Origin of the sequence: Nocardioides abyssi (assembly GCF_030412915.1) — a bacterium.
Lineage (GTDB): Bacteria > Actinomycetota > Actinomycetes > Propionibacteriales > Nocardioidaceae > Nocardioides > Nocardioides abyssi.
On sequence record NZ_JAUHJR010000002.1, the window covers coordinates 725023 to 749699 of the forward strand.

21 protein-coding genes are annotated in these 24677 nt (G+C 73.9%); 12 read left to right on the forward strand and 9 right to left on the reverse strand.

What is annotated here, in order from left to right; all coding sequences use genetic code 11:
* Nucleotides 1-14: 14 nt before the first annotated feature.
* On the forward strand, nt 15-830 hold the full coding sequence (locus tag QWY29_RS08570; protein WP_300960292.1) for a type IV toxin-antitoxin system AbiEi family antitoxin: 816 nt from the start codon (nt 15-17) through the stop codon (nt 828-830).
* A gap of 60 nt (nt 831-890) precedes the next feature.
* Here the strand turns inward: QWY29_RS08570 and QWY29_RS08575 are convergent, their stop codons facing one another.
* Nucleotides 891-1568, reverse strand: a complete 678-nt coding sequence (locus tag QWY29_RS08575) for a Crp/Fnr family transcriptional regulator (RefSeq protein ID WP_268238538.1) — start codon at nt 1566-1568, stop codon at nt 891-893.
* A 176-nt stretch (nt 1569-1744) separates the two neighbouring features.
* On the opposite strand from QWY29_RS08575, the gene nth reads away from it, so the two are divergent.
* From nth to QWY29_RS08590, 3 genes are read left to right on the forward strand one after another with little or no spacing between them, the layout of a single operon-like run.
* Nucleotides 1745-2467 (forward strand): endonuclease III, encoded by a 723-nt coding sequence (gene nth / locus QWY29_RS08580; RefSeq protein WP_300960293.1) that lies wholly within the window; start codon nt 1745-1747, stop codon nt 2465-2467.
* Nucleotides 2464-3177 (forward strand): NUDIX hydrolase, encoded by a 714-nt coding sequence (locus QWY29_RS08585; RefSeq protein ID WP_300960294.1) that lies wholly within the window; start codon nt 2464-2466, stop codon nt 3175-3177. The genes nth and QWY29_RS08585 overlap by 4 nt, the downstream gene beginning before the upstream one ends.
* Complete coding sequence (locus QWY29_RS08590) at nt 3174-4364, forward strand: MarP family serine protease (protein ID WP_300960295.1); 1191 nt, start codon at nt 3174-3176, stop codon at nt 4362-4364. Before QWY29_RS08585 ends, QWY29_RS08590 begins: the two co-directional genes overlap by 4 nt.
* A 65-nt stretch (nt 4365-4429) precedes the next feature.
* Here the strand turns inward: QWY29_RS08590 and QWY29_RS08595 are convergent, their stop codons facing one another.
* Nucleotides 4430-4840, reverse strand: a complete 411-nt coding sequence (locus tag QWY29_RS08595) for a phage holin family protein (protein ID WP_300960296.1) — start codon at nt 4838-4840, stop codon at nt 4430-4432.
* A gap of 61 nt (nt 4841-4901) precedes the next feature.
* Entirely contained in the window at nt 4902-6200 is a 1299-nt protein-coding gene (nhaA, locus tag QWY29_RS08600; protein WP_300960297.1) for a Na+/H+ antiporter NhaA, read from the reverse strand.
* Nucleotides 6201-6318: 118 nt separating this feature from the next.
* On the opposite strand from nhaA, the gene QWY29_RS08605 reads away from it, so the two are divergent.
* Nucleotides 6319-7440, forward strand: a complete 1122-nt coding sequence (locus QWY29_RS08605) for an alpha/beta hydrolase (RefSeq protein WP_300960298.1) — start codon at nt 6319-6321, stop codon at nt 7438-7440.
* Nucleotides 7441-7610: 170 nt separating this feature from the next.
* Here QWY29_RS08605 and acs read toward each other — a convergent pair whose 3' ends face one another.
* The 3 genes from acs to QWY29_RS08620 all read right to left on the reverse strand — a co-directional run bounded on the left by acs (nt 7611) and on the right by QWY29_RS08620 (nt 11749).
* Nucleotides 7611-9608 carry an acetate--CoA ligase gene (gene acs, locus QWY29_RS08610; RefSeq protein ID WP_300960299.1) on the reverse strand — a complete coding sequence of 666 codons (1998 nt, stop codon included), beginning with the start codon at nt 9606-9608 and terminating at the stop codon, nt 7611-7613.
* Nucleotides 9609-9728: 120 nt separating this feature from the next.
* Entirely contained in the window at nt 9729-11363 is a 1635-nt protein-coding gene (locus tag QWY29_RS08615; RefSeq protein WP_300960300.1) for a monocarboxylic acid transporter, read from the reverse strand.
* Nucleotides 11363-11749: a DUF485 domain-containing protein gene (locus QWY29_RS08620; RefSeq protein WP_300960301.1), complete on the reverse strand. Its 387-nt coding sequence runs from the start codon at nt 11747-11749 to the stop codon at nt 11363-11365. Before QWY29_RS08620 ends, QWY29_RS08615 begins: the two co-directional genes overlap by 1 nt.
* 379 nt (nt 11750-12128) lie before the next feature.
* Between QWY29_RS08620 and QWY29_RS08625 the strand changes: the two genes are divergently transcribed.
* Genes QWY29_RS08625 through QWY29_RS08655 form a run of 7 tightly spaced genes read left to right on the forward strand, consistent with a single transcriptional unit; the run spans nt 12129 to nt 21893 of the window.
* The gene (locus QWY29_RS08625; RefSeq protein WP_300960302.1) at nt 12129-13643 is read left to right on the forward strand and encodes an MFS transporter; all 1515 of its coding nucleotides are present in this window, start codon (nt 12129-12131) and stop codon (nt 13641-13643) included.
* Entirely contained in the window at nt 13644-15731 is a 2088-nt protein-coding gene (locus tag QWY29_RS08630) for a molybdopterin oxidoreductase family protein (RefSeq protein ID WP_300960303.1), read from the forward strand.
* Complete coding sequence (locus QWY29_RS08635; protein ID WP_300960304.1) at nt 15728-17140, forward strand: FAD-dependent oxidoreductase; 1413 nt, start codon at nt 15728-15730, stop codon at nt 17138-17140. Before QWY29_RS08630 ends, QWY29_RS08635 begins: the two co-directional genes overlap by 4 nt.
* The gene (nirB, locus tag QWY29_RS08640) at nt 17137-19671 is read left to right on the forward strand and encodes a nitrite reductase large subunit NirB (RefSeq protein ID WP_300960305.1); all 2535 of its coding nucleotides are present in this window, start codon (nt 17137-17139) and stop codon (nt 19669-19671) included. Before QWY29_RS08635 ends, nirB begins: the two co-directional genes overlap by 4 nt.
* Nucleotides 19668-20039: a nitrite reductase small subunit NirD gene (nirD, locus tag QWY29_RS08645; RefSeq protein WP_300960306.1), complete on the forward strand. Its 372-nt coding sequence runs from the start codon at nt 19668-19670 to the stop codon at nt 20037-20039. Before nirB ends, nirD begins: the two co-directional genes overlap by 4 nt.
* 47 nt (nt 20040-20086) lie before the next feature.
* Entirely contained in the window at nt 20087-21202 is a 1116-nt protein-coding gene (locus QWY29_RS08650) for a uroporphyrinogen-III synthase (RefSeq protein ID WP_300960307.1), read from the forward strand.
* A 10-nt stretch (nt 21203-21212) separates the two neighbouring features.
* Nucleotides 21213-21893: a sirohydrochlorin chelatase gene (locus QWY29_RS08655; RefSeq protein ID WP_300960308.1), complete on the forward strand. Its 681-nt coding sequence runs from the start codon at nt 21213-21215 to the stop codon at nt 21891-21893.
* 113 nt (nt 21894-22006) lie between these two features.
* Here the strand turns inward: QWY29_RS08655 and QWY29_RS08660 are convergent, their stop codons facing one another.
* From QWY29_RS08660 to QWY29_RS08670, 3 genes are read right to left on the reverse strand one after another with little or no spacing between them, the layout of a single operon-like run.
* On the reverse strand, nt 22007-23530 hold the full coding sequence (locus QWY29_RS08660) for a sodium/solute symporter (protein WP_300960309.1): 1524 nt from the start codon (nt 23528-23530) through the stop codon (nt 22007-22009).
* Nucleotides 23527-23940: a DUF485 domain-containing protein gene (locus tag QWY29_RS08665; protein WP_300960310.1), complete on the reverse strand. Its 414-nt coding sequence runs from the start codon at nt 23938-23940 to the stop codon at nt 23527-23529. The genes QWY29_RS08660 and QWY29_RS08665 overlap by 4 nt, the downstream gene beginning before the upstream one ends.
* Nucleotides 23937-24674, reverse strand: coding sequence for a LytR/AlgR family response regulator transcription factor (locus QWY29_RS08670; protein WP_300960311.1), 738 nt, complete (start codon nt 24672-24674; stop codon nt 23937-23939). Before QWY29_RS08670 ends, QWY29_RS08665 begins: the two co-directional genes overlap by 4 nt.
* Nucleotides 24675-24677: the final 3 nt, after the last annotated feature.

The window sequence follows — 24677 nt, forward strand, 5'->3', positions numbered from 1 at the left end:
GTGCTGCCGGGAACGTGCGGTCCCCGGCGCGCGGGGTCTTCGTGCCGGCGCACCTGCCCGACACGATCGACCTGCGTGGCCGGGCGGTCGCGAAGGTGCTCAGCGAGCACCACGTCGTCACCGATCGGACCGCCGCCTGGCTCCACGGTGTCGACGCCCACCTGGAGGTCGAGCACGAGGACGGGCCGCTGATCGAGTCGTGCGCGTTGCGCGGTCACCGGGCCACGAGGCTCACGGCAGCGGACGGCCGCACCCGGGACCTGGCCCCGGGCGACGTGACGGTGCTGCACGGCGTACGCGTCACCACGCCGTTGCGCACCGCGCTCGACCTCGGCTGCTGCCTGCGGCGGCGCGAGGCGTACGGCGCCATGGTGATGCTGGCGCGGCAGCACGGCCTGACCGCGACCGACCTCGTGCGGGAGACCGCCCGCTACCGGGGGCGTCGTGGCGTGGTGCAGCTGCGGGGCCTTGCGCCGTTGGTCGACCCACGGCTCGAGTCACCCCGCGAGGCGTGGGTGCTGCTCGAGATCGCCGACGCCGGGCTCCCGCTCCCCGAGCCGCAGGTGTGGGTCGAGGTGGACGGCGTGCCGACGTACCGGCTCGACCTCGCCTACCGGCGGCGTCGGGTCTGCGTGGAGTACGACGGGCACGACGCCCACTCGACCGCCGAGCAGTGCCTGTACGACGAGCGTCGCCGGGCCTGGCTGCGTCGGCAGGGGTGGATCGTCATCGTGGTCCGCAACGGTGACTTCTCCGGCCCTGCGCTCGACCGGTGGCTCGACGAGCTCCGGCACGAGCTGCGGTCCGGGTACTCGAACCGGCGGTGGTGACGTGACCACTCGACCTGTCAGAAGTGGCGACTCGGCCCGCGGGAAGTGGCGAGTCGGCGGTCAGCGGGCGCGGCGGGAGAGCCGCTCGACGTCCATGATGACGACCGAGCGCGGCTCGAGGCGCAGCCAACCGCGGGAGGCGAAGTCGGCCAGCGCCTTGTTGACGGTCTCGCGGGAGGCGCCGACCAGCTGGGCGAGCTCCTCCTGGGTGAGGTCGTGGTGGACGTGCACGCCGTCGTCGGCGGTGCGGCCGAACCGGTCGGCGAGGTCGAGCAGCGCCTTGGCCACGCGGCCGGGGACGTCGGAGAAGACCAGGTCGGCGACGACGTCGTTGGCCTTGCGCAGCCGACCGGCGAGCTGGGTGAGCAGGCCGCGGGCGACGACCGGGCGGCCCTCGAGCCAGCGCAGGAGGTCCTCGTGGGAGAGCGAGGCGAACGACGCGTCGGTCACCGCGGTCACCGTGGCCGAGCGCGGGCCCGGGTCGAAGAGCGAGAGCTCGCCGAACATCTGGCCGGGGCCGAGGATCGCGAGCAGGTTCTCGCGGCCGTCGGAGGAGGTGCGGCCGAGCTTCACCTTGCCGTCGAGGACGATGTAGAGCTTGTCGCCGGAGTCGCCCTCGTGGAAGAGCACGTCACCGCGGCGCAGGCGGCTCTCGGACATGGAGGTCCGCAGCGCCGTCGCCGCCTCGTCGTCGAGCGCGCTGAACAGCGGCGCCTGACGCAGTACGTCGTTGTCCACGGGTCCTCCTCCTCGACGGTCCCACCGGGCATGGGCCAGTCCGTGCCGAATCCTACTCAGTGCCGTTGCTCACAAGCATCATCGGCGTCGGCGGGTCGCTCGCGTGGACCGGTCCGGGAGGGGCCGGTCGGCCGGTCGGCGGGCCACCGTCGGCGCCTGTCCGTACCCTGGGCGCCGTGCCAGCAGAGCCCGCCGCGACCGCCGAGGAGTCGCCGACCGCGCTCGTGCGGCGCGCCCGCAAGATCGACCGCGTCCTCGCCGAGACCTACCCCGAGGCGCGGTGCGAGCTCGACTTCGCCAACCCGTTCGAGCTGCTGGTGGTCACGGTGCTCAGCGCCCAGACCACCGACCGCCGGGTCAACGCGGCGCGGCCGGCACTGTTCGCGGCGTACCCCGACGCCCGCGCGATGGCCGCGGCCGACCGCGCCCACCTCGAGCAGCTCGTCGGCCCGCTGGGGTTCTTCCGCGCCAAGACCGAGTCGCTGCTCAAGCTGAGCGCCGCGCTGGTCGCCGACCACGGCGGCGAGGTCCCGCCGCGCCTCGACGACCTGGTCAAGCTGCCGGGCGTGGGTCGCAAGACCGCCAACGTCGTCCTCGGCAACGCCTTCGACGTCCCCGGCATCACGGTCGACACCCACTTCGGCCGGCTGGTCCGGCGCTTCGCGTGGACCGACGAGACCGACCCGGTCAAGGTCGAGCACGCCGTCGGCGCGCTCTTCCACAAGCGCGACTGGACGATGCTCAGCCACCACCTGATCTGGCACGGCCGCCGTGTGTGCCACGCGAAGAAGCCCGCCTGCGGCGCGTGCCCGGTCGCGCGCTGGTGCCCGTCGTACGGCGCCGGGCCCACCGATCCCGAGACCGCCGCCGCCCTGGTCAAGACGCAGGGCCCCGCGTGAGCGCGGACCTGCCGGACTGGATGCGCCCGGTCGAGGAGGCCGTCGCGGCGATCGAGGCGACCGACCTGACCCGGTTCGTCCCGCCCGAGGACGCCGACGCCCGCGAGGGCGCGGTGCTGATGCTCTTCGGCGAGGGCCCGCGCGGCGGCGAGGTGCTGCTGACCGAGCGCGCCCACGACATGCGCAGCCACCCCGGCCAGGTGTCGTTCCCGGGCGGCTCGATCGACCCGGGCGAGACGGTCGTGGAGGCTGCCCTGCGCGAGGCCGAGGAGGAGATCGGCCTGGTGCCGGACTCGGTCGACGTGGTCGGCTGCCTGCCGCAGCTGTGGCTGCCGCCGAGCAACTTCGCGGTCACGCCGGTCGTCGGCTGGTGGCGCGAGCCCTCGGCCGTCGGGGTGGTCAGCCGCGCGGAGGTGCACGCGATCCACCACGCGGCGATCGCGGACCTGGTCGACCCGGACAACCGGATCACCGTGCGCCACCCGGTCGGCTACACCAGCCCCGGCTTCCTCATCGGCCCCGAGCGCGACGTCATCCTGTGGGGCTTCACCGGCGGGATCATCGCCCGGCTGTTCGACTTCCTGGGGTGGACCCGGGAGTGGGACGCCTCGCGGGTCCGCGACCTGCCGGCGTACATGCTCGCCGGCGACTCCCGCGTCCAGCGCAACGCCCGCGCCGGCATGCTGGACATCGAGGAGCCCGACCGGTGAACGCGCTCGACTGGCTGCTGGTGCTGCTGGTCCTCGCCTACGCGCTCTCGGGCTACTGGCAGGGCTTCGTCACCGGCGCCTTCGCCACCGCGGGCCTGCTGCTCGGCGGCCTCGCCGGCGTCTGGCTCGCGCCGGTCGCGCTCGGCGACGCCTCGCCCTCGCTGGTGGTCTCGCTCGGCGCGCTGTTCATCGTCATCCTCACCGCCTCACTCGGCCAGGCCGTCCTGCAGTACGCCGGCGGGCGGATCCGCGACCGGATCACGTGGCAGCCGGTCCGCGCCGTCGACGCGGTCGGCGGGGCGGCCCTCAGCGCGGCGGCCGTGCTGCTGGTCGCCTGGGCCCTCGGCGTGGCGATCTCGGGCTCGGCGATCGCGGGGGTCACCCCGCTGGTCCGCGGCTCGAGCGTGCTGGCCGAGGTCGACCGCACGCTGCCGAGCTCGGCGGACAACGTGCTCGAGGCGTTCAACGACGTCGTCGGCACGACGTTCTTCCCGCGCTACCTCGAGCCGTTCGCCCCTGAGCGGATCGTCGAGGTGGGGCCGGGCCCGAAGCGGCTGCTGCGCGACCCCGACGTCGAGGCGGCCCGGGAGAGCGTGCTGAAGATCCGCGGCACCAACGCCTGCGGCCGCGGCATCGAGGGGACCGGCTTCCTCTACGCGCAGGGCGAGGACGGCCAGGCGCGGATGATGACCAACGCCCACGTCGTCGCCGGCGTCGCCGACCCGGAGGTCGAGCTCGACGACGAGTCGGTGCCGGCGGAGGTCGTCTACTACAACGCCGACCTCGACGTGGCCGTCCTCGCGCTGGACGGCGCGGACCGCCCGGCGCTCTCCTTCGACCAGGGTGCGGAGCCCAAGGACGGCGTGGCCATCCTCGGCTACCCGCAGGACGGTCCCTACTTCGTGGCCGCCGGCCGGATCCGCTCCGAGCAGCGGCTCCGCTCGCCGAACATCTACGGCGACGGCACGGTGATCCGCGAGGTCTTCTCGCTGCGCGGCCTGGTGCGGCCCGGCAACTCCGGCGGCCCGATCGTCTCCTCGGGCGGCGACGTCGTCGGCGTGGTCTTCGCGGCGTCGGTCACCGACCCCGACACCGGCTACGCGCTGACCGCCGAGCAGGTCGACGAGGCGCGCCGGATCGGCGTCACCAACACCGACGAGGTCTCCACCGGCGACTGCGCCGGCTGAGCCCCCGCCGGCCGGGTCTCCGACGGCCGGGTCACCACCCGGCGTACGCCGGTCGGGTCAGTGCGTCAGGACTGGCCCTTGAGCGCGCGCGGGATCTCGCGGCCCTGCTCGATCGCCTTCTCGGGCGCGCGGACCTGCTTGACCTTCTTCAGCCCGATGAAGCCGAGCAGGCCGGCGAGCAGGAGGTAGAAGCCGAAGACGATGAGGAAGGCCCAGTGCAGCTCGAGGCCCTTGTCGTCCCAGTGGATGAAGTAGGCGATCGCCACCGAGAGCATGATGATCGCGAGCACGGCGAGGAAGCCGGCCGCGGCGAAGAGGCCGACACCGATCCCGCCGGCCTTGACGCTGACCTTGAGCTCGGACTTCGCGAGCTGGATCTCCTTGGAGACCAGCGACGAGATGTCGCGGCTAGCGTCGGCGACGAGGCGCCCGATGGTGGGGTCGCCCTCCTGCGGCGGCTTGACCGGTTGCGACATTCGTTCGTTCCCCTTGCGTCGAGATGTGGGCCTGACCCTACAGAACCCCTCCGGGCGCCGATCAGTCGTCGGCTCGGCGGTCCTGCTGGTAGACGTCAGGTACCCCGTCGGCGTCGTCGTCGCGCGACTCGGCCTCGTGGATCTGGCGGTAGACCCGGTTGCGGCTGCGCAGCACCAGGCTCGCGGCGACCGTCGCGATGAGCGAGCCGACGAGCACGCCGACCTTGACGTGGTCGTCCTTCGTGCCCTGCCCGAAGGCCAGCTCGCCGATGAGCAACGAGACCGTGAAGCCGATGCCGGCCAGCATCGCCATGCCGACCACGTCCACCCACGCGAGCTCCTCGTCGAGGTCGGCCTTGGTGAAGGTCGCGAGCAGCCAGGTCGAGCCCACGATGCCGATGGTCTTGCCCAGGACGAGGCCGAGCACGATGCCGAGCGCGACCGGGTCGCCGAGCGCGTCGACCAGGCCGTCGACACCGCCGACGGTGACGCCGGCGGCGAAGAACGCGAAGACCGGCACCGCGAAGCCCGCCGAGAGCGGGCGCACGACGTGCTCGAGGTGCTCGGCCATCCCGGGACCGTCGCCGCCGTCGCGGCGCAGCACCGGCACGGTGAAGCCGAGCAGGACGCCGGCGATGGTGGCGTGCACGCCGGACTCGTGGACGAGCACCCAGGTCAGCAGCGCGAGCGGCACGAGCAGCCAGCCGGAGCGGACGCGCTTCTGCACGAGGAACGCGAACGCGGCCAGCGGGAGCAGCGCGAGCGCGAGGTACGGCAGGTGGAGCTCGTCGGTGTAGAACAGCGCGATCACGGTGATCGCCAGCAGGTCGTCGACCACGGCGAGGGTCAGCAGGAAGGTGCGCAGCCCCGAGGGCAGGTGGGAGCTGATGACCGCCAGGATCGCCACGGCGAAGGCGATGTCGGTGGCGGTGGGGATCGCCCAGCCGGCCAGCTCGCCGTCGAAACCGGCGTTCCAGGCGACGTAGATGAGCGCAGGCACGACCATGCCGCCGACCGCGGCCGCGACCGGCAGCGCGGCGCGCCGCGGGTCTCGCAGGTCGCCGGCGACGAACTCGCGCTTGAGCTCCAGGCCGACGACGAAGAAGAAGATCGCCAGCAGGCCGTCCGCGGCCCAGGTGCCGATCGTGAGGTCGAGGTGCAGGGCCGAGGGGCCGATGCGGAAGTCCCGGGCCGCCTCGTACAGGTCGGCCCACGGGGTGTTGGCCCAGACGATCGCGACGAGTGCGCCCGCGATGAGCAGCATCCCGCCGGTGGCCTCGGCACGCAGCACCTCGGCGATCCGGGTGTGCTCGAGGAAGGACGGGCGGCCGAACAGCGGCTTGCGGGAGTTCGTGCTCATGGGGTGGCGTGCTCTCCAGGGGTCGGCGACAGCGACGCCGACCAGACTTCCCGGCACACCGTCGGCCAGCGTACGACGTCCGCGTGACCTCGGTGCCCCCGCGGTCGTTGCCCCAGTCGTGAACGCTCGACTCCGGCGCCCGCGCCGCGCCCTCGCCGCCCTGGTCGGCTCCGTCGTGCTCGCGCTCGTCGCTGCCGGCGGGGGCAGCACCGCGCTGGCCGACACCGGCGAGGACGTCCACGTCGAGAAGACCACGACCCAGACCGGCGCGTCCGGGTCGTCGTGGCAGTCCTTCCTCGACCTGATGCTCGTGCCGTCGACGCCGACGAGCTACCGGCCCACGGACGATTCCCCCGGTGCGGACGGCACGAAGGCCTGCCCGCCGGCGCGCTGCCGCGACTTCCGGGTGCCGGTCCCCGCGGACGTGAAGGTCACCAGCACCATGGTCCGCGTCCTCTTCCCGGCCGGCTACCGAGCGAAGAAGAACAAGAAGAAGCGCTACCCGGTCGTCTACCTCTTCAACGGCGCCCGCAGCCCCTACATCCGCTGGAGCGTGGGCACCGAGCTCACCGCCGTCACCAAGCCGCTCAAGGCGATCTTCGTGATGCCCGAGGGCGGCATCGGCGACGAGGCCGGGATGTTCAGCGACTGGAAGGACGGCTCCTGGCAGTGGGAGACCTTCCACACCGAGATCCTCACCCGCTGGGTCGACCGGAAGTTCCGCACGACCGGCAAGCGCGCTGCTGTCGGCGCCTCGATGGGCGGCCTCGGCGCGCTGATCTACCCCGCGCGGCACCCCGGCCTCTACCAGGCGGCGTTCACGCTCTCCGGCGCCGTCGACACCAACCTGATGATCGCGAACATCCTCCCGCCGGAGATCGCCAAGGCGATCGGCGTCAGCCCGCCGAACCTGCTCCGCGTCTGGGGCAACCCCCTGCTCGAGCGCGCCACCTGGGACGCGCACAACCCCGTCTCGCTCGCGCCCAAGCTCAAGGGCGTCGACCTCTTCGTCGCCGCCGGCACCGGGTCGCCGAGCACCGCCAGCGAGACCACCGACCCGCTGCACACCGGCTACACCGAGCAGCTGATGTGGACCGGCCACCGGTCGTTCCTCGCCGCGCTCACCCAGGCCGGCGTGCCCTACTCGGCCTGGGTCCGCCAGGGCGGCGTGCACAACTGGCCGTGGTTCGACGCCCCGCTGCGGTGGGGGCTGCCCAAGGTCGTCGCCGCGCTGCGTTGAGCCGGTACGCCGTACCGCCGGGCCCGGCGCGCCTGTCCGGGCGCCGCGGTGGCCGGGCGGGCGACGGGGTAGTAACGGACGACAATGACCGTCGGCGGGGTAGTCACGGACGTTCCTGACCGTTACTACCCCGCCGACGGGTCCTGGTGCGGGTGGAGAGCGACGACCCGTCAGTCGTCGCCGCCCTTGCCGGAGGTGAGCCGGCCGGAGATCAGGTCCATGACGGTGGAGTCGGCCAGCGTGGTGACGTCGCCGACCTCGCGGTGCTCGGCCACGTCGCGGAGCAGGCGGCGCATGATCTTGCCCGAGCGCGTCTTCGGCAGCTCGGGGACGATCATCACCTGGCGCGGCTTGGCGATCGCGCCGATCTCCTTGCGGACGTGGTTGCGCAGCTCCTCGACGATGTCCTCGCCCCCGTCGCCGGCCTCGTCGCGGAGGATGACGAACGCGCAGACCGCCTGGCCGGTGTCCTCGTCCTTCGCGCCCACGACCGCGGCCTCCGCGACCTTGGGGTGGGAGACGAGCGCGGACTCGATCTCGGTGGTGGAGAGCCGGTGGCCGGAGACGTTCATGACGTCGTCGACGCGGCCGAGGACCCACAGGTCCCCGTCGGTGTCCTTCTTCGCGCCGTCGCCGGCGAAGTACCAGCCCTTGCCCCCGTCGGCCTCGGCGTAGCGCGACCAGTAGGTGTCGCGGTAGCGCTGGTCGTCGCCCCAGATGCCGCGCAGCATCGAGGGCCACGGCTCGGTGAGCACGAGGTAGCCGCCCGAGCCGTTGGGGACCGACTCGCCCTCCTCGGTCACCACGTCGGCGGAGACGCCCGGGATCGGGATCATCGCCGAGCCGGGCTTGCCGGCGGTGACGCCGGGCAGCGGGCTGATCATGATCGCGCCGGTCTCGGTCTGCCACCAGGTGTCGACGACCGGGGTGCGGTCGCCGCCGATGACCTGGCGGTACCAGACGTAGGCCTCGGGGTTGATCGGCTCGCCGACCGACCCGAGCACGCGCAGCGACGAGAGGTCGCGGGCGTCGGGGATCTCGCGGCCCTGCTTCATGAACGAGCGGATCGCGGTGGGCGCGGTGTAGAAGATCGTGACGCCGTACTCCTCGATCACCTGCCACCAGCGGCCCTTCTCCGGGGAGTCGGGCGTGCCCTCGTAGAGCACCTGCGTCGCGCCGTTGGCCAGCGGTCCGTAGACGATGTAGGAGTGGCCGGTCACCCAGCCGATGTCGGCGGTGCACCAGTAGACGTCGGTCTCGGGCTTGAGGTCGAAGACCGCCCAGTGCGTGTAGGCGCAGCCGGTGAGGTAGCCGCCGGTGGTGTGCAGGATGCCCTTGGGCTTGCCGGTGGTGCCCGAGGTGTACATGACGTAGAGCGGGTGCTCGGAGTCGAAGGCCTGCCACTGGTGCTCGGTGGAGGCCCTCGCGACGCTGTCGTGCCACCAGACGTCGACCGAGTCGTCCCAGTCGACCTCCTGGCCGGTGCGCTTGACGACCAGCACCTTCTCGACCGTGTGCCCGTCGCGCTCGGCGGCCTTGGCGCGGGCCTCGTCGACGGCCGGCTTGAGCGCCGACGGCGCGCCGCGGCGGTAGCCGCCGTCGGCGGTCACGACGACCTTGGCCTGGCAGTCCACGACCCGGGAGGCGAGCGCGTCGGAGGAGAAGCCGCCGAAGACCACGGTGTGCGGGGCGCCGATGCGCGCGCAGGCGAGCATCGTGACGATCGCCTCGGGGATCATCGGCATGTAGATCGCCACCCGGTCACCGGTGCCGACACCGAGGTCGGTCAGGGCGTTGGCGGCCTGGCTGACCTCCGCCTGCAGCTCGGCGTAGGTGATCGACCGCTTGTCGTCGACCGGCTCGCCGACCCAGTGGATCGCGACCTTGTCGCCGTTGCCGGCCTCGACGTGCCGGTCGACGCAGTTGTACGCCGCGTTGAGCTCGCCGCCGACGTACCACTTCGCGAACGGGGCGTCGCTCCAGTCGAGCACCTGGTCCCACTTCTTGCTCCAGGTCAGGCGCTCGGCCTGCTCGGCCCAGAAGCCCTCCCGGTCCTCGGCGGCGCGGGCGTAGGCCTCCTCGGTGAGGTTGGCGTGCGCGGCGAGCTCGGCGGGCGGCTCGAACCGACGGTCCTCCTTGAGGAGGTTGGACAGGGTCTCTTCGCTCACTTTCGCGCTCCTGATCGTCCTGGTTGTCGGGCGGGGGGTGGCCCTCGCCACAGTAGTGAAGGGTCGTGTGCCCCAGCACGCGGCGGTGCGCGTCCTGGGGCACACGACCCGGTGGGGAGGTCAGTGCTGGACGGCCTGCTCGGCCCCGGCCCCGGTCAGCGCCCGGACCTCCAGCTCGGTGTAGCGGTCCTCGGCGGAGGGCTCGCGGCTGGTGACCGTGCCGAGCCAGCCGAAGAAGAAGCCGAGCGGGATGGAGACGATGCCCGGGTTCTCCAGCGGGAACCAGGAGATGTCGATGCTGGTGGGCAGCAGCGACAGGTTCTTGCCGGTGGGGTCCAGCCCCTTGCCCGAGACGACCGGCGAGAAGACCACCAGGCCCACGGCGGAGATCAGGCCGCCGTAGATGCTCCACAGCGCGCCGCGGGTGTTGAACCGGCGCCAGAACATGTTGTAGATGATCGTCGGCAGGTTCGCCGAGGCGGCGACCGCGAAGGCCAGCGCCACCAGGAAGGCGATGTTGAGGCTCTGCGCCGGGATCGCCAGCAGGATCGACACCAGGCCGATGCCGGCGGCGGCGAACCGGGTCACCTTGATCTCCTGGTCCTCGGTCGCGGTGCCCTTCTTGATGACCGAGTTGTAGATGTCGTGGGCCACCGACGCCGACGACGTCAGCGTCAGGCCCGCGACCACCGCGAGGATCGTCGCGAACGCCACCGCCGCGATCAGGGCGAGCAGGATCGCGCCTCCGGTCGAGCCGGCTCCGCCACCGACGGACTCGGCGAGCAGCGGGGCGGCCAGGTTGCCCGAGGCGTCGAGCTCACCGGACTCGCGCAGCCCCGGGATGTCGAGCAGCGCCGCGGCACCGAAGCCGAGCACCAGCGTGAACAGGTAGAACACGCCGATCAGCCCGATCGCCCACAGGACCGACTTCCGCGCGTCGCGGGAGGTCGGGACCGTGTAGAAGCGGATCAGGATGTGCGGCAGGCCGGCGGTGCCGAGGACCAGGGCGATGCCCAGGCTGATGAAGTCGATCTTGCTGGTGGCGCTGGCGCCGTACTTCAGGCCCGGCTCGAGGAACGCCGACCCCTGGCCGGAGTTGCTGGCCGCGGCGCCGAGGAGCTCGGAGAGGTTGAAGTCGAACTTCGCCAGCACCAGCACGACGATGAGCGCCGAGCCGGTCATCAACAGGACGGCCTTGACGATCTGCACCCAGGTGGTGCCCTTCATGCCGCCGACGGTGACGTAGAAGATCATCAGCGCGCCGACACCGAAGATGACGATGTTCTTGACGGCCTGGTCGTCGACGCCGAGCAGCAGCGCGACCAGCGCGCCCGCGCCGACCATCTGCGCGAGCAGGTAGAAGATCGACACGACGACGGTCGAGGTCGCCGCGGCCATCCGGACCGGGCGCTGGCGCATGCGGAACGCCAGCTGGTCGGCCATCGTGTAGCGGCCCGAGTTGCGCAGCATCTCTGCGACCAGCAGCAGCGCCACCAGCCAGGCGACCAGGAAGCCGATCGAGTAGAGGAAGCCGTCGTAGCCGGACAGTGCGATCGCGCCGGAGATGCCGAGGAACGACGCCGCCGACATGTAGTCGCCGCCGATCGCCAGGCCGTTCTGCACCGGCGAGAACGAGCGGCCGCCCGCGTAGAAGTCGGCGGTGCCGGACGTCTGCCGGCTGGCCCAGAACGTGATGCCGACCGTCAACGCGACGACGGCCAGGAACAGGACGGTGGTGAGCACCTGGTCGTCCATCAGTGGCCCTCCTCGTGGTGGCGGCGCGGGGAGTGCGTGCCCTTCTGGGCGACGTACTCGGCGTTGAGCTCGCGGGCGAGCGGGTCGAGCTTGCTCTCGGAGTAGCGGGCGTAGAGGAACGCCAGCCCGAAGGTGGTCGCGAACTGCAGCAGCCCGAAGACCAGGGCCACGTTGATGTTGCCGACGACCTTGGTGTCCATGAAGGAGCCGGCGTAGTTCGACATCAGGATGTAGAGGAGGTACCAGGCGAGGAACGCGGCGGTGGCCGGGAGCACGAAGCCCCGGTAGCGCTTGCGCAGCTCGTGGAACTCCGGGGCGGCGGACAGCTGGTCGTAGACCGGATCGTGGCGGCTCGCCTGGTCCGGCACGTCGGGCGGTGTGGTCACCGAGGACCCCTTCCGTGGGCTGGTGTGATCGGCGTCACCGTAAGAGCGGCGTACGTCGCCCGGGCAGGCCTGCGCGCGGCCCCGTCGCCCAGTGGCGACCGCTCGTCGGTGAGCGGTCGGTCCGGCGCGACGAACGGTCGTCACCGCCCGCTCCCGCTGGTCGAGGAGGTTGCGCTGGCAACCGTCCCGAGACCCGGTGGGGCCGGGAGGTTTCGAGACAGGCGCTGCGCGCCTTCCTCAACCGCCCGGCCCGGCGGCTGCGCGCCGTCGCGGCTCAACCAGCGGTGGGTGCGGGGCCCGTGAGGTCGTGAGGACAAGTTGACGTTCGCGAACCAGCGGGCGGCGCCGGGGGTTACCTCCGGGGCCCAGGTTGAGGGGCATGACGACGACCGCACCCCCGCCCGAGGTCGCTGCCGCGGGCCAGGAGACGACCGCAGCACCCGTCCGGCGCACCGGTCGGTGGATCGACGACTGGCGGCCCGAGGACCCGGACTTCTGGGCGACGACCGGCCGGGCGGTGGCCCGCCGCAACCTGGGCTGGTCGATCTTCGCCGAGCACCTCGGGTTCTCGGTGTGGCTGGTGTGGAGCGTCAGCTCGGCGTTCCTGGTGTCGATGGGGTTCGACTTCACCGCCCAGCAGCTGTTCCTGCTGGTGGCGCTGCCGAACCTGGTGGGCTCGCTGCTACGGCTGCCCTACACGTTCGCGGTGCCGCGGTTCGGCGGGCGCAACTGGACGATGGTGAGCGCGGCGCTGCTGCTGGTGCCGACGCTGCTGTTCGCGTACGCCGTGCAGCAGCCGGCGACGCCGTACTGGGTCTTCTGCCTCATCGCCGCCACGGCCGGCCTCGGCGGGGGCAACTTCGCCTCGTCGATGGCGAACATCAACTTCTTCTACCCGGCCGCCGAGAAGGGCGCCGCCCTCGGGCTGAACGCGGCCGGCGGCAACCTCGGGGTCGCGCTCGTCCAGCTCCTGCTGCCGGTGATCGTCGGCGGCGCGGGGGTCTTCGGGCTGGTGCAGGCCTCCGGCGGCGGGGTCCACCTCGAGCGCGCGGCGTGGGTCTACGCCGGGCTGGCGGTCGTCGCGACGTTCGCCGCCTGGCGCTGGATGGACAACCTCGGCACCGCCGTGTCGCGGCCGCGCGAGCAGCTCCGGGTGGTGCGGCACCGCCAGACCTGGGTGATGGCGTTCCTCTACGTCGGGACGTTCGGGTCCTTCATCGGCTACTCCGCGGCGATGCCGCTGCTCATCAAGCTGAACTTCTGGGTGCCCGACCCGGCGCCGCTCGGCACCGGCATCTACTTCGCCTACTACGCCTTCCTCGGCGCGCTGGTCGGCTCCGCGACCCGGCCGCTCGGCGGCTGGCTGGCCGACCGGGTGGGCGGCGCGAAGGTCACCCTCGGCGCCTTCGCCGCGATGGTCGTCGCCACGCTCGCGGTGCTGTGGACGCTCGTGCAGCTCACGCCGAACCCGACGCAGGACCCGGCGATCGCCGCCGACAACCGCTCCTGGTTCCCCTGGTTCCTGGCCTTCTTCCTCTGCGTCTTCGCCGCGACCGGCATCGGCAACGGGTCGACGTACAAGATGATCCCCGCCATCTGGCGCACCGAGGCCGAGCGCACCACCACCCCCGGCACGCCGCAGCGGGCCGCCGCGCTCGACACCGCGACCAAGCAGGCCTCCGCCGCGATCGGCGTCATCGGGGCGGTCGGTGCGCTCGGCGGCTTCCTCGTCCCGCTGGCGTTCAGCGCTCCCTGGGTCGACGACCCGATGGCGGCGACCCAGGGCGCCTTCGTCGTCTTCACCGCGTTCTACGTCGTCTGCGCCGCCACGGTGTACGCCGTGTTCCTCCGCCGCCGCGCGGGTGCGGGAAGCCTGGCGCAGGCGGGGATCTGAGTGCCGACCGCCGCGACGACCGCCGCGACGACCGCCGCGACGAGCACGCGGACGCACTGCCCCTACTGCAGCCTCCAGTGCGGCATGACCCTCGAGCGGGTCGGCCGGACGCTGGAGGTGCGGCCGTGGCCGGAGTTCCCCGTCAACGAGGGCGCGCTGTGCCGCAAGGGGTGGACCGCCACCGGCCTGCGCGGCCACCGCGAGCGGCTGACCACACCGCTGGTCCGCGACCGGGTGACCGGCGCGCTGCGGGCGGCGGGCTGGGACGAGGCGCTCGACCTGGTCGCCGACCGGCTGCGCGCGCTCCAGGACGCGCGCGGCCGCGACGCGGTCGCCGTCTTCGGCGGCGGCGGGCTGACCAACGAGAAGGCCTACCAGCTCGGCAAGCTCGCCCGCGTCGCGCTCGGCACCAGCCAGGTCGACTACAACGGCCGCTGGTGCATGAGCTCGGCCGCGTCGGCCGCCAACCAGGCCTTCGGCATCGACCGCGGGCTGCCCTTCCCGCTGGCCGACGTCGAGCGCGCGGACGTCGTCGTGCTCGTCGGCTCCAACCTCGCCGAGACCATGCCGCCGGCCGCCCGCCACCTCGACCGGCTGCGCGAGCGCGGCGGCCGGGTGGTGGTCGTCGACCCGCGGCGCACGCCGACCGCGGACCGCGCCGACGTCTTCGTCCAGCCCGTCCCCGGCACCGACCTGCCCGTCGCGCTGGGGCTGCTGCACCTGCTCGACGCGGCCGGCGCCGTCGACGAGGAGTACGTCGCCGCGCGCACCACCGGCTACGACGCGGTCCGCCGGTCGGTGGCCGCGTGGTGGCCGGAGCGGGTCGAGCGGGTCAGCGGCGTGCCGGCCGCCCAGCTGCGCGAGCTGGCCGACCTGCTCGCCGGCTCCGAGCGGGTCATGGTGCTGACCGCCCGCGGTGCCGAGCAGCACAGCCAGGGCACCGCGACGGTGCTGGCCTGGATCGACGTGGCGCTCGCGCTGGGGATGCCCGGCAGGGAGGGTGCCGGCTACGGCTGCCTCACCGGCCAGGGCAACGGCCAGGGCGGGCGCGAGCACGGGCAGAAGGCCGACCAGCTGCCGGGCTACCGGATGATCGACGACCCGGCCGCCCGCGAGCACGTCGCCCGCGTGTGGGGCGTGGACCCCGACAGCCTGCCGGGCGCCGGCCGGTCGGCGTACGAGCTGCTGGACTCGCTCGGCACCGACGACGGCGCCCGGGCGCTGCTGGTGCTGGGCAGCAACATCGTGGTCTCCGCGCCGAACGCCACCCACGTCGCCGAGCGGCTCGCCGCGCTCGACCTGCTCGTCGTCGCCGACATCGTCATGTCGGAGACCGCCGCGCTCGCCGACGTCGTGCTGCCGGTAACCCAGTGGGCCGAGGAGACCGGGACGATGACCAACCTCGAGGGCCGGGTGGTGCTGCGCGAGCAGGCCGTCGCCCCGCCCGAGGGGGTGCGCAGCGACCTGGAGGTGATGGCCGGCCTGGCCGAGCGGCTCGGCTCGCCGGTGCCCTTCTCCACCGACCCGGCGGAGGTCTTCGCCGAGCTCGGCCGGGCCTCGGCGGGCGGCCGCGCGGACTACTCCGGCATCAGCCACGAGCGGATCCGGGCCGAGCACGGGATGTTCTGGCCGTGCCCCGATGCCGATCATCCCGGCACGCCGCGGCTCTTCGCCGACCGCTTCTCGACACCCGACGGCCGCGCCCGGTTCGTCGCGGTCGACCACGTCGGCGCCGCGGAGCAGCCGGACGCGGCGTACCCCCTGCACCTGACGACGGGCCGCGTGCTCGCGCAGTACCAGTCCGGCGCCCAGACCCGCCGCGTCCGCGAGCTCCCCGACGACGGGCCGTTCGTGGAGCTGCACCCGCTGCTCGCCGAGCGGATCGGCGCGCGCGACGGCGAGCCGGTGGTCGTGACGACGCGGCGGGGAGAGCTGAAGGCGCCGGCGCGGGTGGTGGCGACGATCCGGCCCGACACCGTCTTCGTGCCGTTCCACTGGGTCGGCGCGAACCGGCTCACCAACGACGCGCTCGACCCGTCCTCGCGGATGCCGGAGTTCAAGGCCTGCTCGTGCGCGGTGCGCGCATGAGCCGTCCGCGGACGCGGGAGCGGGTGGTCGTCGTCGGCGCCGGGATGGCGGCCGTCCGGCTCGCGCAGGACCTCGTGGCGGGCGGGCGGCACGACGTCACGATGCTCGGCGACGAGCCGCACGCGCCGTACAACCGGATCCTGCTCTCGGCCGTGCTCGAGGGCACCCACGACCCGGCGTCGCTGGCGATGCCGCTGCCCGACGAGGTGGACCTCCGGCTCGGCACCCGCGTCGTCGACGTGCACCGCGCCGAGCGGGAGGTCGAGCTCGCGGAACGCAGCCGGGTGCCCTACGACCGGCTCGTGCTGGCGACCGGCAGCATCCCGACGCTGCCGCCGATCCGCGGGCTCGTCCGCGTCGACGGCCGGCTCGACGAGCGGGTGCACGCCTTCCGCAGCCTCGAGGACTGCCGCCGGCTCGACGCCGCGGTGCCCGGCGCACGCCGCGCGGTCGTGGTCGGCGGCGGCCTGCTCGGCCTCCAGGTCGCCCGGGCGCTGGCCGTCCGCGGCCTGGCCACCGAGGTCGTCGAGGGCGGCGAGCACCTGCTGCGCAGCCAGGTCGGCCCGTCCGCCGGGTCCGTGCTCGCGCGCGGCCTCGGCCGGCTCGGCACGAGCGTCTACACCGGCGCGCGGGCGGTGCGGCTGACCCCCACCGGCCCCACCTGCCGGCTGAGCCTGGACAACGGGCACGCGCTCGAGGACCTCGACCTCGTCGTGCTCACCGCCGGCGGCCGGCCGTCGACCGCCCTCGCCCGCCGCGCGGGCCTCGAGGTGCGCCGCGGGGTCGTCGTCGACGAGCACCTGCGCACGAGCGACGAGCGGATCTCCGCGATCGGCGACTGCGCCCAGCGCGGCGACCGGACGACCGGGTTCGTGCCACCGGCGTGGGAGCAGGCGGGCGTGCTGGCCCGCCACCTGCGCGGCGAGGACGCGACGTACGACGGGTCGCGCGTCGTCGCCCGGCTGCGCGCCACGGGCCTCGACGTGGCCGTCCTCGGCGAGCCCGAGCGCACGGCGGGCGAGGTCGTCGAGGTGACCAATCCCGTGACCGGCTCCCACCGCAGGCTCGTCGTGCGCGACGGCCGGGTCGTGGCCGCGACGTTCGTCGGCGACCTGTCGCGGATCGGTCTGGTCACCCAGCACTTCGACCGCGGCACCGTGCTCGGCCCGACCGAGCCCGGCCACCTGCTCATGCCCGACCGCGCCACCGCGGCCACACCGGTCGTGCTCCCCGACGACGCCGAGGTGTGCTCCTGCGCCGGGGTCAGCGCGGGCGCCGTCCGCGCCTGCGCGTCCCTCGACGAGGTCCGGGCCACCACCCGGGCCACCACCGGCTGCGGCGGCTGCTCCGACGCGGTCCGGCAGCTGCTCGCCACCCGCACCACCCAGCTGGAAGGAACCCCCCGATGAGCCCCCACCTGCGCAGGACCCTCGTCGTCGTCGGCCACGGCATGGTCGGCCACCGCTTCGTCCAGGCCGCGATCGAGCGCGGCCTGACCGAGACCCACGACGTGGTGGTGGTCGGCGAGGAGCCGCGACCGGCGTACGACCGGGTCGCGCTCACCTCGTTCTTCGACGTCGGCGCCGAGGCGCTGTCGTTCCTGCCCACCGGGGAGTACGACGACCCGCGGGTGCGGCTGCTGCTCGGCACCACCGTCGAGGTGGTCGACCCGGCCGCGCGGACCCTCCGGCTCTCCGACGGCGGCGAGCTGGCGTACGACGAGCTGGTGCTCGCCACGGGGGCCGCGCCGTTCGTGCCGCCGGTGCCGGGCCACGACCTGCCCGGCTGCCTCGTCTACCGCACGATCGAGGACCTCGAGGCGATCCGCGAGGCCGCGGCCGGGGCCCGGGCCGGGGCGGTGGTCGGCGGCGGGCTGCTCGGCCTGGAGGCGGCGAACGCGCTGCACGGGCTCGGGCTGGAGACCCACGTCGTGGAGATGGCGCCGCGGCTGATGCCGGTGCAGGTCGACGACGCCGGTGGCGCGACGCTGGCGCGCCACGTCGAGGCGCTGGGCCTGGTGCTGCACACCGGCGTCGCGACCAGGGCCGTCGTCGAGCGCGACGGGCGAGCGGCCGGGCTCGACCTCGGCGAGGACGGCGGCACGGTCGAGGCCGACGTCGTCGTCTTCTCCGCCGGCATCCGGCCCCGCGACGCCCTGGCCCGCGCGGCCGGGCTGGACGTGGCCGAGCGCGGCGGCGTGCTGGTCGACGAGCAGTGCCGCACGTCCGACCCGCACGTGTGGGCGGTGGGGGAGTGCGCGGCGCCGGGCGGCCGGATGTACGGCCTGGTCGCGCCCGGCTACGCGATGGCCGAGGTCGTCGTCGACGCGCTGCTCGGCGGCCCGGGGGCGTTCACGGGCGCCGACATGTCGACCAAGCTGAAGCTGATGGGCGTGGACGTGGCGTCCTTCGGGGACGCGTTCGCGACGACGGACGGGGCACTGGAGATGGTGCTCGCCGACGCCGTGGCGGGGGTCTACAAGAAGCTCGTCGTCTCCGCGGACGGTCGCCGCCTGCTCGGCGGGATCCTGGTCGGCGACGCGTCGGCGTACGGCGTGCTCCGCCCGATGGTCAGCTCCGGCATCGACCTGCCCGACAACCCCGAGGAGCTGATCCTCCCGGCGTCGCGCAGCGGCGGTGCCGAGGTCGCGCTGCCCGACGAGGCGCAGGTCTGCTCCTGCAACGACGTCAGCAAGGCCGACATCGTCGCGGCCGCCGCCTGCGACGGCACCACCCGCGCCGGCGCGACCTGCGGGTCGTGCAAGCCGCTGGTCAAGAAGGTCGTCGAGGACTACTTCGCCTCGCAGGGCCGCACCGTCGACCGCAGCCTGTGCGAGCACTTCGCGATGACCCGCCAGGAGCTCTTCGACGCCGTCGCGGTCCACGGCCACACGTCGTTCGACGAGGTCGTCGCCGCGCACGGGACCGGCCGCGGCTGCGACGTCTGCAAGCCGACTGTCGCCTCCGTGCTCGCCTCCCAGCTCGGCCGGCACGTGCTCGGCGAGGGGCGGGCGGTGCTCCAGGACACCAACGACGCCTACCTCGCCAACATCCAGCGCAACGGCACCTACTCCGTCGTCCCGCGCGTGCCCGGCGGCGAGATCACGCCGGAGGGACTGATCGTGATCGGCGAGGTCGCTCGCGACTTCGGGCTCTACACCAAGATCACCGGCGGGCAGCGGATCGACCTCTTCGGCGCCCGGCTCGAGCAGCTGCCCGACATCTGGCGGCGCCTGGTCGACGCCGGCTTCGAGTCCGGCCACGCCTACGGCAAGTCGCTGCGCACCGTGAAGTCGTGCGTCGGGTCGACCTGGTGCCGGTACGGCGTGCAGGACTCGGTCCGGATGGCGATCGACCTGGAGCTGCGCTACCGCGGGCTGCGCTCCCCGCACAAGCTCAAGGGCGGGGTCAGCGGCTGCGCCCGGGAGTGCGCCGAGGCGCGGGCCAAGGACTTCGGGATCATCGCCACCGAGCAGGGCTGGAACCTCTACGTCGGCGGCAACGGCGGCGCCACCCCCGCCCATGCCCGGCTGCTCGCCGGCGACCTCGACGACGAGACGCTGGTGCGCTACCTCGACCGGTTCCTCCTCTACTACATCCGCACGGCCGACCGACTCCAGCGCACCGCGCCGTGGATCGAGTCCCTCGACGGCGGGCTCGACCGGGTCCGCGAGGTCGTCGTCGACGACGCGCTCGGCCTCGGCTCGGAGCTGGAGGCCGCGATGGCGCGGCACGTCGCCGGCTACCGCGACGAGTGGCGCGACACCCTCGAGGACCCCGACAAGCTTGCCCGGTTCGTGTCGTTCGTCAACGCCCCGGACGCGCCCGACCCGCACATCGGCTTCCGCGCCGAGCGGGGCCAGCAGGTGCCGGCGGATCCCGCCGAGCCCGCGGGGCCCGTCGTCCTCGGGTCGGCCATCCCGGTCGGGGCACCCCGGTGAGCCTGCGGGCGCCGGCGGCCGACCCGGCGGCGTACACCTCCGTCTGCCGGCTCGACCGGATCCCGCGCGAGGCGGGGGTGTGCGCGCTGGTCGAGGGGCAGGCGGTGGCGGTGTTCCGGACGTACGACGACGAGGTGTTCGCCCTGGGCAACTACGATCCCTTCTCGCGGGCCTCGGTGCTGGCCCGCGGCATCGTCGGCACGCGCGGGGACGTCCCGTTCGTCGCCTCCCCGATGCACAAGCAGGGCTTCGACCTCCGCACCGGGCAGTGCCTCGACGACGCGGCGGTGCGGGTGCCGACGTACGCCGTCGTCGTCCGGGACGGCGAGGTGCTCGTCGGGCCGGCGGAGGTGGACGCGGGGTCATGACGGAGCCGGTGGTCGGACCGCCGGCCGGGTCGAGCGAGGGAGGGGACGTGGACGGACCGCTCCCGCTGCGCGGCTACCGCGTCGGCGTGACCGCCGCGCGCAAGGTCGACGAGCAGATCGCCCTGCTCCAGCGCCGCGGCGCCGAGGTCGTCTGGGCGCCCGCGCTCTCCCTCGAGCCCAACCGGGTCGACGACGCCTCGCTGCGCGCGGCGACCGAGGAGGTGCTGGCCCGGCCGGTCGACATGTTCCTGGCGACGACCGGCATCGGGATGCGGGCGTGGTTCGACGCGGCCGACGGGTGGGGCCTGGGTGAGGCGCTGGTGGCCGCGCTCGGCCGGGCCGAGATCCTGGCCCGCGGCCCGAAGTCGGTCGGGGCGCTGCGCCGGCGCGGCCTGCGCGAGCTGTGGGCGCCGGAGTCGGAGTGCTTCGAGGACGTGCTCGAGCACCTGCGCGGCCGCTCGCTCGAGGGGCTGCGGATCGTCGTGCAGGAGCACGGCCAGTCGCTGTCGATGGTCGCGCACGCTCTGCGCCGGCAGGGCGCGGACGTCACCGTGGTCACGGTCTACCGCGTGGAGTCGGCCGAGGACCTCGACCCGCTCTTCCGCCTCATCGACCTGGTCGCCGACCGCGCGCTCGACGCGGTCACCTTCACCTCCGCCCCCGCGGTCGCCGCGCTCATGGACGCCGCCGGCCCGACCGGGCGGCGCGACGACGTGGTCGCGGCGTTCCAGGCCGACGTCGTCGCCTCCTGCGTCGGCCCGGTCACCGCCGCCGCGTTCGAGCTGTGGGGCGTGCCGACCATCCACCCCGAGCGCAACCGGCTCGCCGCGATGGTCAAGCAGCTCGAGAGCGAGCTGCCCTCGCGCAGCGCCGGCGTCAGCCTCGAGGTCGCCGGCCACACGCTGCTCCTGCACGGCGACGAGGTGCTGCTCGACGGGACGCCGGTGCGGCTCTCGCCGGCCCCCTTCGCGCTGCTCCAGGCGCTGCTGGTCAACCCCGGCCACGTCGTGTCGCGGCGCGAGCTGCTCGCCGCGCTGCCCTCCGGCACGGCCGGCTCCGAGCACGCCGTCGAGATGGCCGTCGCCCGGCTGCGGTCCGCCCTCGGCACGCGGATCGTGCAGACGGTCGTCAAGCGCGGCTACCGGCTCGCGGTGTCGTCGTGAGCGGGCGCCCGTGACGCTGCTGGTCACCGTCGCCCACGGCACGCGGACCGCCGCGGGCAACGAGGTCGCCCGCGAGGTGACGGCCCGGGCCGCGGCCCGGCTCGGCCTGGCCGGCGTGGCGGCGTACGTCGAGCTGGCGGAGCCGCTGCTCTCCGACGTCGCCGCGGGCGCGGCCGGTCGCTCCGAGGGCGGGGTCGTCGTGCCGCTGCTGCTGTCGACCGGGATGCACGTGCGCTCGGACCTGCCGCAGATGGTGGCCGGCTCCGGCCTGCGGCTCGGCCGGCAGCTGGGGCCGCACCCGCTGCTCGCCTCGGCGATGGTCGCCCGGCTGATCTCCGCCGGCGCCGCGCCCGGGTCGCCGGTCGTCATGGTCGCTGCCGGCTCGACCGACCCGCTGGCCGTGCGCGACCTGGAGCGCTCCGCCGACCTGCTCGGCCGCGCGTGGGGCGGCGACGTCCGCTGGGCGACGCTCACGGGCCTCGGCCCGCGCCCGGCCGACGTCGTGCGCCCCGGGGACGCGGTCGCGCCGTACCTCCTGGCCACCGGCTACTTCGACCGCCGGCTCCGCACCGACTGCCTCGACGCCGGCGCCGCCCTCGTCGCCGACGTCATCGGCCCGCACCCGCTCGTCGTGGACCTCGTCGTCTCCCGGGCGCGGGCGCTGGTCCGTGCACGATCGTTCAATTGTTGAGTTCTGAACGTGTGCAACCGCTTCCACCCCGCGACAACCGCGCAATTGAACGAATGTCGACGCCCCAAGCTGGCCCCGGAGCTGCCCCGAACCGGCCGTGGCAGAGGTCGCGGTCACCCCCGATCGAGGTCGAGCGCCTCGGGGGTGTGCAGCCGCACCATGAACCGACCGGTGTGAGCGGGGACCTGCGAGCGGGTGGCCAGCGAGACGCCGACCATCGTGGCGAAGGCGAGCGGCACCGACCACGCGGCCGGCTGCTCGAGCAGCACCGTCGGCCAGCCCTCGGGCGCAGCGGCGGTCAGCGTGAGCAGCACGGCGGCTCCGGAGCCGAGCCCGCCCGCGGCCAGCCCGGCGACCGCCCCGGCCGCGGTCAGGCCGCGCCACCAGATGCCGAGCAGCAGCAGCGGGCAGAACGTCGAGGCCGCGACCGCGAAGGCGAGACCCACCGCTCGGGCCACCCCGACGTGCGGCGCGGCGAGCGCCATCAGCGTCGGCACGACCACCGCGACGACCGCGCCGACCCGGAAGGCCGTCACGCCCGCGAGCCGCCGCCCCCGCCACGGCCGGCCGGTGACGTCCTGCGACAGCACGCCGGCGACCGCGATGCAGAGCCCCGAGGAGGTCGAGAGGAACGCCGCGAACGCGCCGGCGGTCACCAGCCCGGTCAGCACGTCGCCGAGCATCCCGGGGACCATCAGCCGCGGCAGCTCGAGCACCAGCACGTCGGAGCGGCCGGCGGCGGCCAGCTCGGCGGCGTACGCCCGGCCGAGCGCGCCGTAGACCGGCGGCAGCAGGTAGAAGAGCCCCAGCAGCGCGAGCACGACCAGCGTCGTGCGGCGGGCGGCGCGGCCGTCGGGGTTGGTGTAGAAGCGCACGACCACGTGGGGCAGGCCCATGGTGCCGAGGAAGGTGGCGACGATGAGGGAGTACGTCACGTAGAGGCCCTGGCCGCCGCCGACCGCGAGCGGGGAGGACCAGTCGCCGCCGGGGGCGTCCGCCAGCGACGACGCGGCGCCGGGCCGGCCGTCGGAGAACCACACGGCCACGAGGACGGCGGCGGGGAGGAGCAGGGCCCAGAGCTTGAGCCAGTACTGGAAGGCCTGGACGAAGGTGATGCTGCGCATCCCGCCGGAGGTGACGTTGGCCAGCACGACCGCGCCGACGATCACCGGGCCGACCCAGGTCGGCGCCCCGACCGCCGAGCGCAGGGTGAGCCCGGCGCCCTGGAACTGCGGGTAGAGGTAGAGCAGCCCGATCGCCACGACCAGCAGCGAGCACGTCGAGCGCACCCGTCGCGACCCGAACCGCGCCTCGGCGAAGTCCGGCAGCGTGTAGGCGCCCGAGCGGCGCAGCGGGGCGGCGACCAGGACGAGGAGGACGAGGTAGCCGGCGGTCCAGCCGATCGGGTACCACAGCATGTCCGCGCCGAAGGTCAGCACGAGGCCGGCGACGCCGAGGAACGACGCGGCCGAGAGGTACTCCCCGCCGATCGCGCTCGCGTTGAGCCGCGGCCCCACCGAGCGCGACGCGACGAGGAAGTCGCTGGTCGTCCGCGACACCCGCAGGCCCCAGGTGCCGATCGCCAGGGTCGCGAGCGCCACCACGACGACCGCGACGATCCCCGGGACGCTGGTCACCCGTCCACCTCGCTGAGCAGGTCGAGGAAGTCCTGCTCGTTGCGCTCCGCGCGCCGCACGTAGCGCCAGCCCAGCAGCACGAGGAACGGGTAGACCGCGACGCCCAGCAGCAGCCACGGCAGCGGCGCGCCGAGCAGCCGCACCCCGGTCAGCCCCGGCCACAGGTGGAAGGCCAGCGGCAGCGACCCGACTCCGACCGCGAGCACCGCCAGCACCCGCACCGCGAGCCACAGCTGCTCGCGCAGCAACGAGCCCATGTAGACCTCGCCCAGGCGGGTCTCGGCGTCGATGTCGCGCGTGCGGGCGGCGGGGGTACGCCGCCGGGGCGGGCCGGTCACCCGGACCCGCTCCACGCGCACCCGCTCGGGCCGGTCGGGCCGCTCGGGCCGGTCCGGCGGCGGGCCGGTCATGCGCCCGACCGGCGCAGCAGCAGGTCGCGCAGCTGCCGGGTGTGCCGGCGGCTGACGCCCAGCTCGGTGCCGCCCGCGACGACGACCGAGCAGCGGCCGCCGTCCATCCGCACCTCGGCCACGTGGGCCAGCGAGACCAGCAGCGAGCGGTGGATCCGCACGAACCCGGCCGGCCCCCACTCCTCCTCCAGCTGCGAGAGCGGGGTCCGCACCAGGTAGGAGCCGTCGGACAGGTGCAGCCGGGCGTAGTCGCCCTGCGCCTCGACGTGGCTGATCGAGGAGCGCTCGACGAACCGGGTCACCCCGCCGCGCTCGACGGCCACCTGCACCTCGTCGCGCGCCGTCGCCGGCTCGACCCCCGCCTGCCGGGCGCCGCCCGTGGCCTCGACCACGCGGCGTACCGCCTCGGCCAGGCGGTCGGCCCGCACCGGCTTGAGGACGTAGTCGACCGCGCGCACCTCGAAGGCCTCGACGGCGTGCTCGTCGTGGGCGGTGACGAAGACGATGGCCGGCGGGGTGCGGAAGCGGCTGAGCACCTGGGCGAGCTCCAGCCCGGTCAGGCCGGGCATCTGCACGTCGAGGAAGACCACGTCGACGTCGGCGTCCTGGAGGATCCGCAGCCCCTCGGTCGCGGAGTCGCTGGTCAGCACCTCCGCGATCCGGTCGTCCTGCGCGAGGAGGTAGCGCAGCTCGTCGAGCGCGGGCCGCTCGTCGTCGACGACCAGGGCCCTCATCGG

What these genes read in the sequence shown, in the direction of transcription:
- QWY29_RS08595 (WP_300960296.1), bottom strand. Translation starts at nt 4,840, where the DNA reads ATGTCGCAACCGGTCAAGCCGCCGCAGGAGGGCGACCCCACCATCGGG.
- nirB (WP_300960305.1), top strand. Translation starts at nt 17,137, where the DNA reads ATGAGCCCCCACCTGCGCAGGACCCTCGTCGTCGTCGGCCACGGCATG.
- QWY29_RS08635 (WP_300960304.1), top strand. Translation starts at nt 15,728, where the DNA reads ATGAGCCGTCCGCGGACGCGGGAGCGGGTGGTCGTCGTCGGCGCCGGG.
- nhaA (WP_300960297.1), bottom strand. Translation starts at nt 6,200, where the DNA reads ATGAGCACGAACTCCCGCAAGCCGCTGTTCGGCCGCCCGTCCTTCCTC.
- QWY29_RS08615 (WP_300960300.1), bottom strand. Translation starts at nt 11,363, where the DNA reads ATGGACGACCAGGTGCTCACCACCGTCCTGTTCCTGGCCGTCGTCGCG.
- QWY29_RS08625 (WP_300960302.1), top strand. Translation starts at nt 12,129, where the DNA reads ATGACGACGACCGCACCCCCGCCCGAGGTCGCTGCCGCGGGCCAGGAG.
- QWY29_RS08670 (WP_300960311.1), bottom strand. Translation starts at nt 24,674, where the DNA reads ATGAGGGCCCTGGTCGTCGACGACGAGCGGCCCGCGCTCGACGAGCTG.
- QWY29_RS08665 (WP_300960310.1), bottom strand. Translation starts at nt 23,940, where the DNA reads ATGACCGGCCCGCCGCCGGACCGGCCCGAGCGGCCCGACCGGCCCGAG.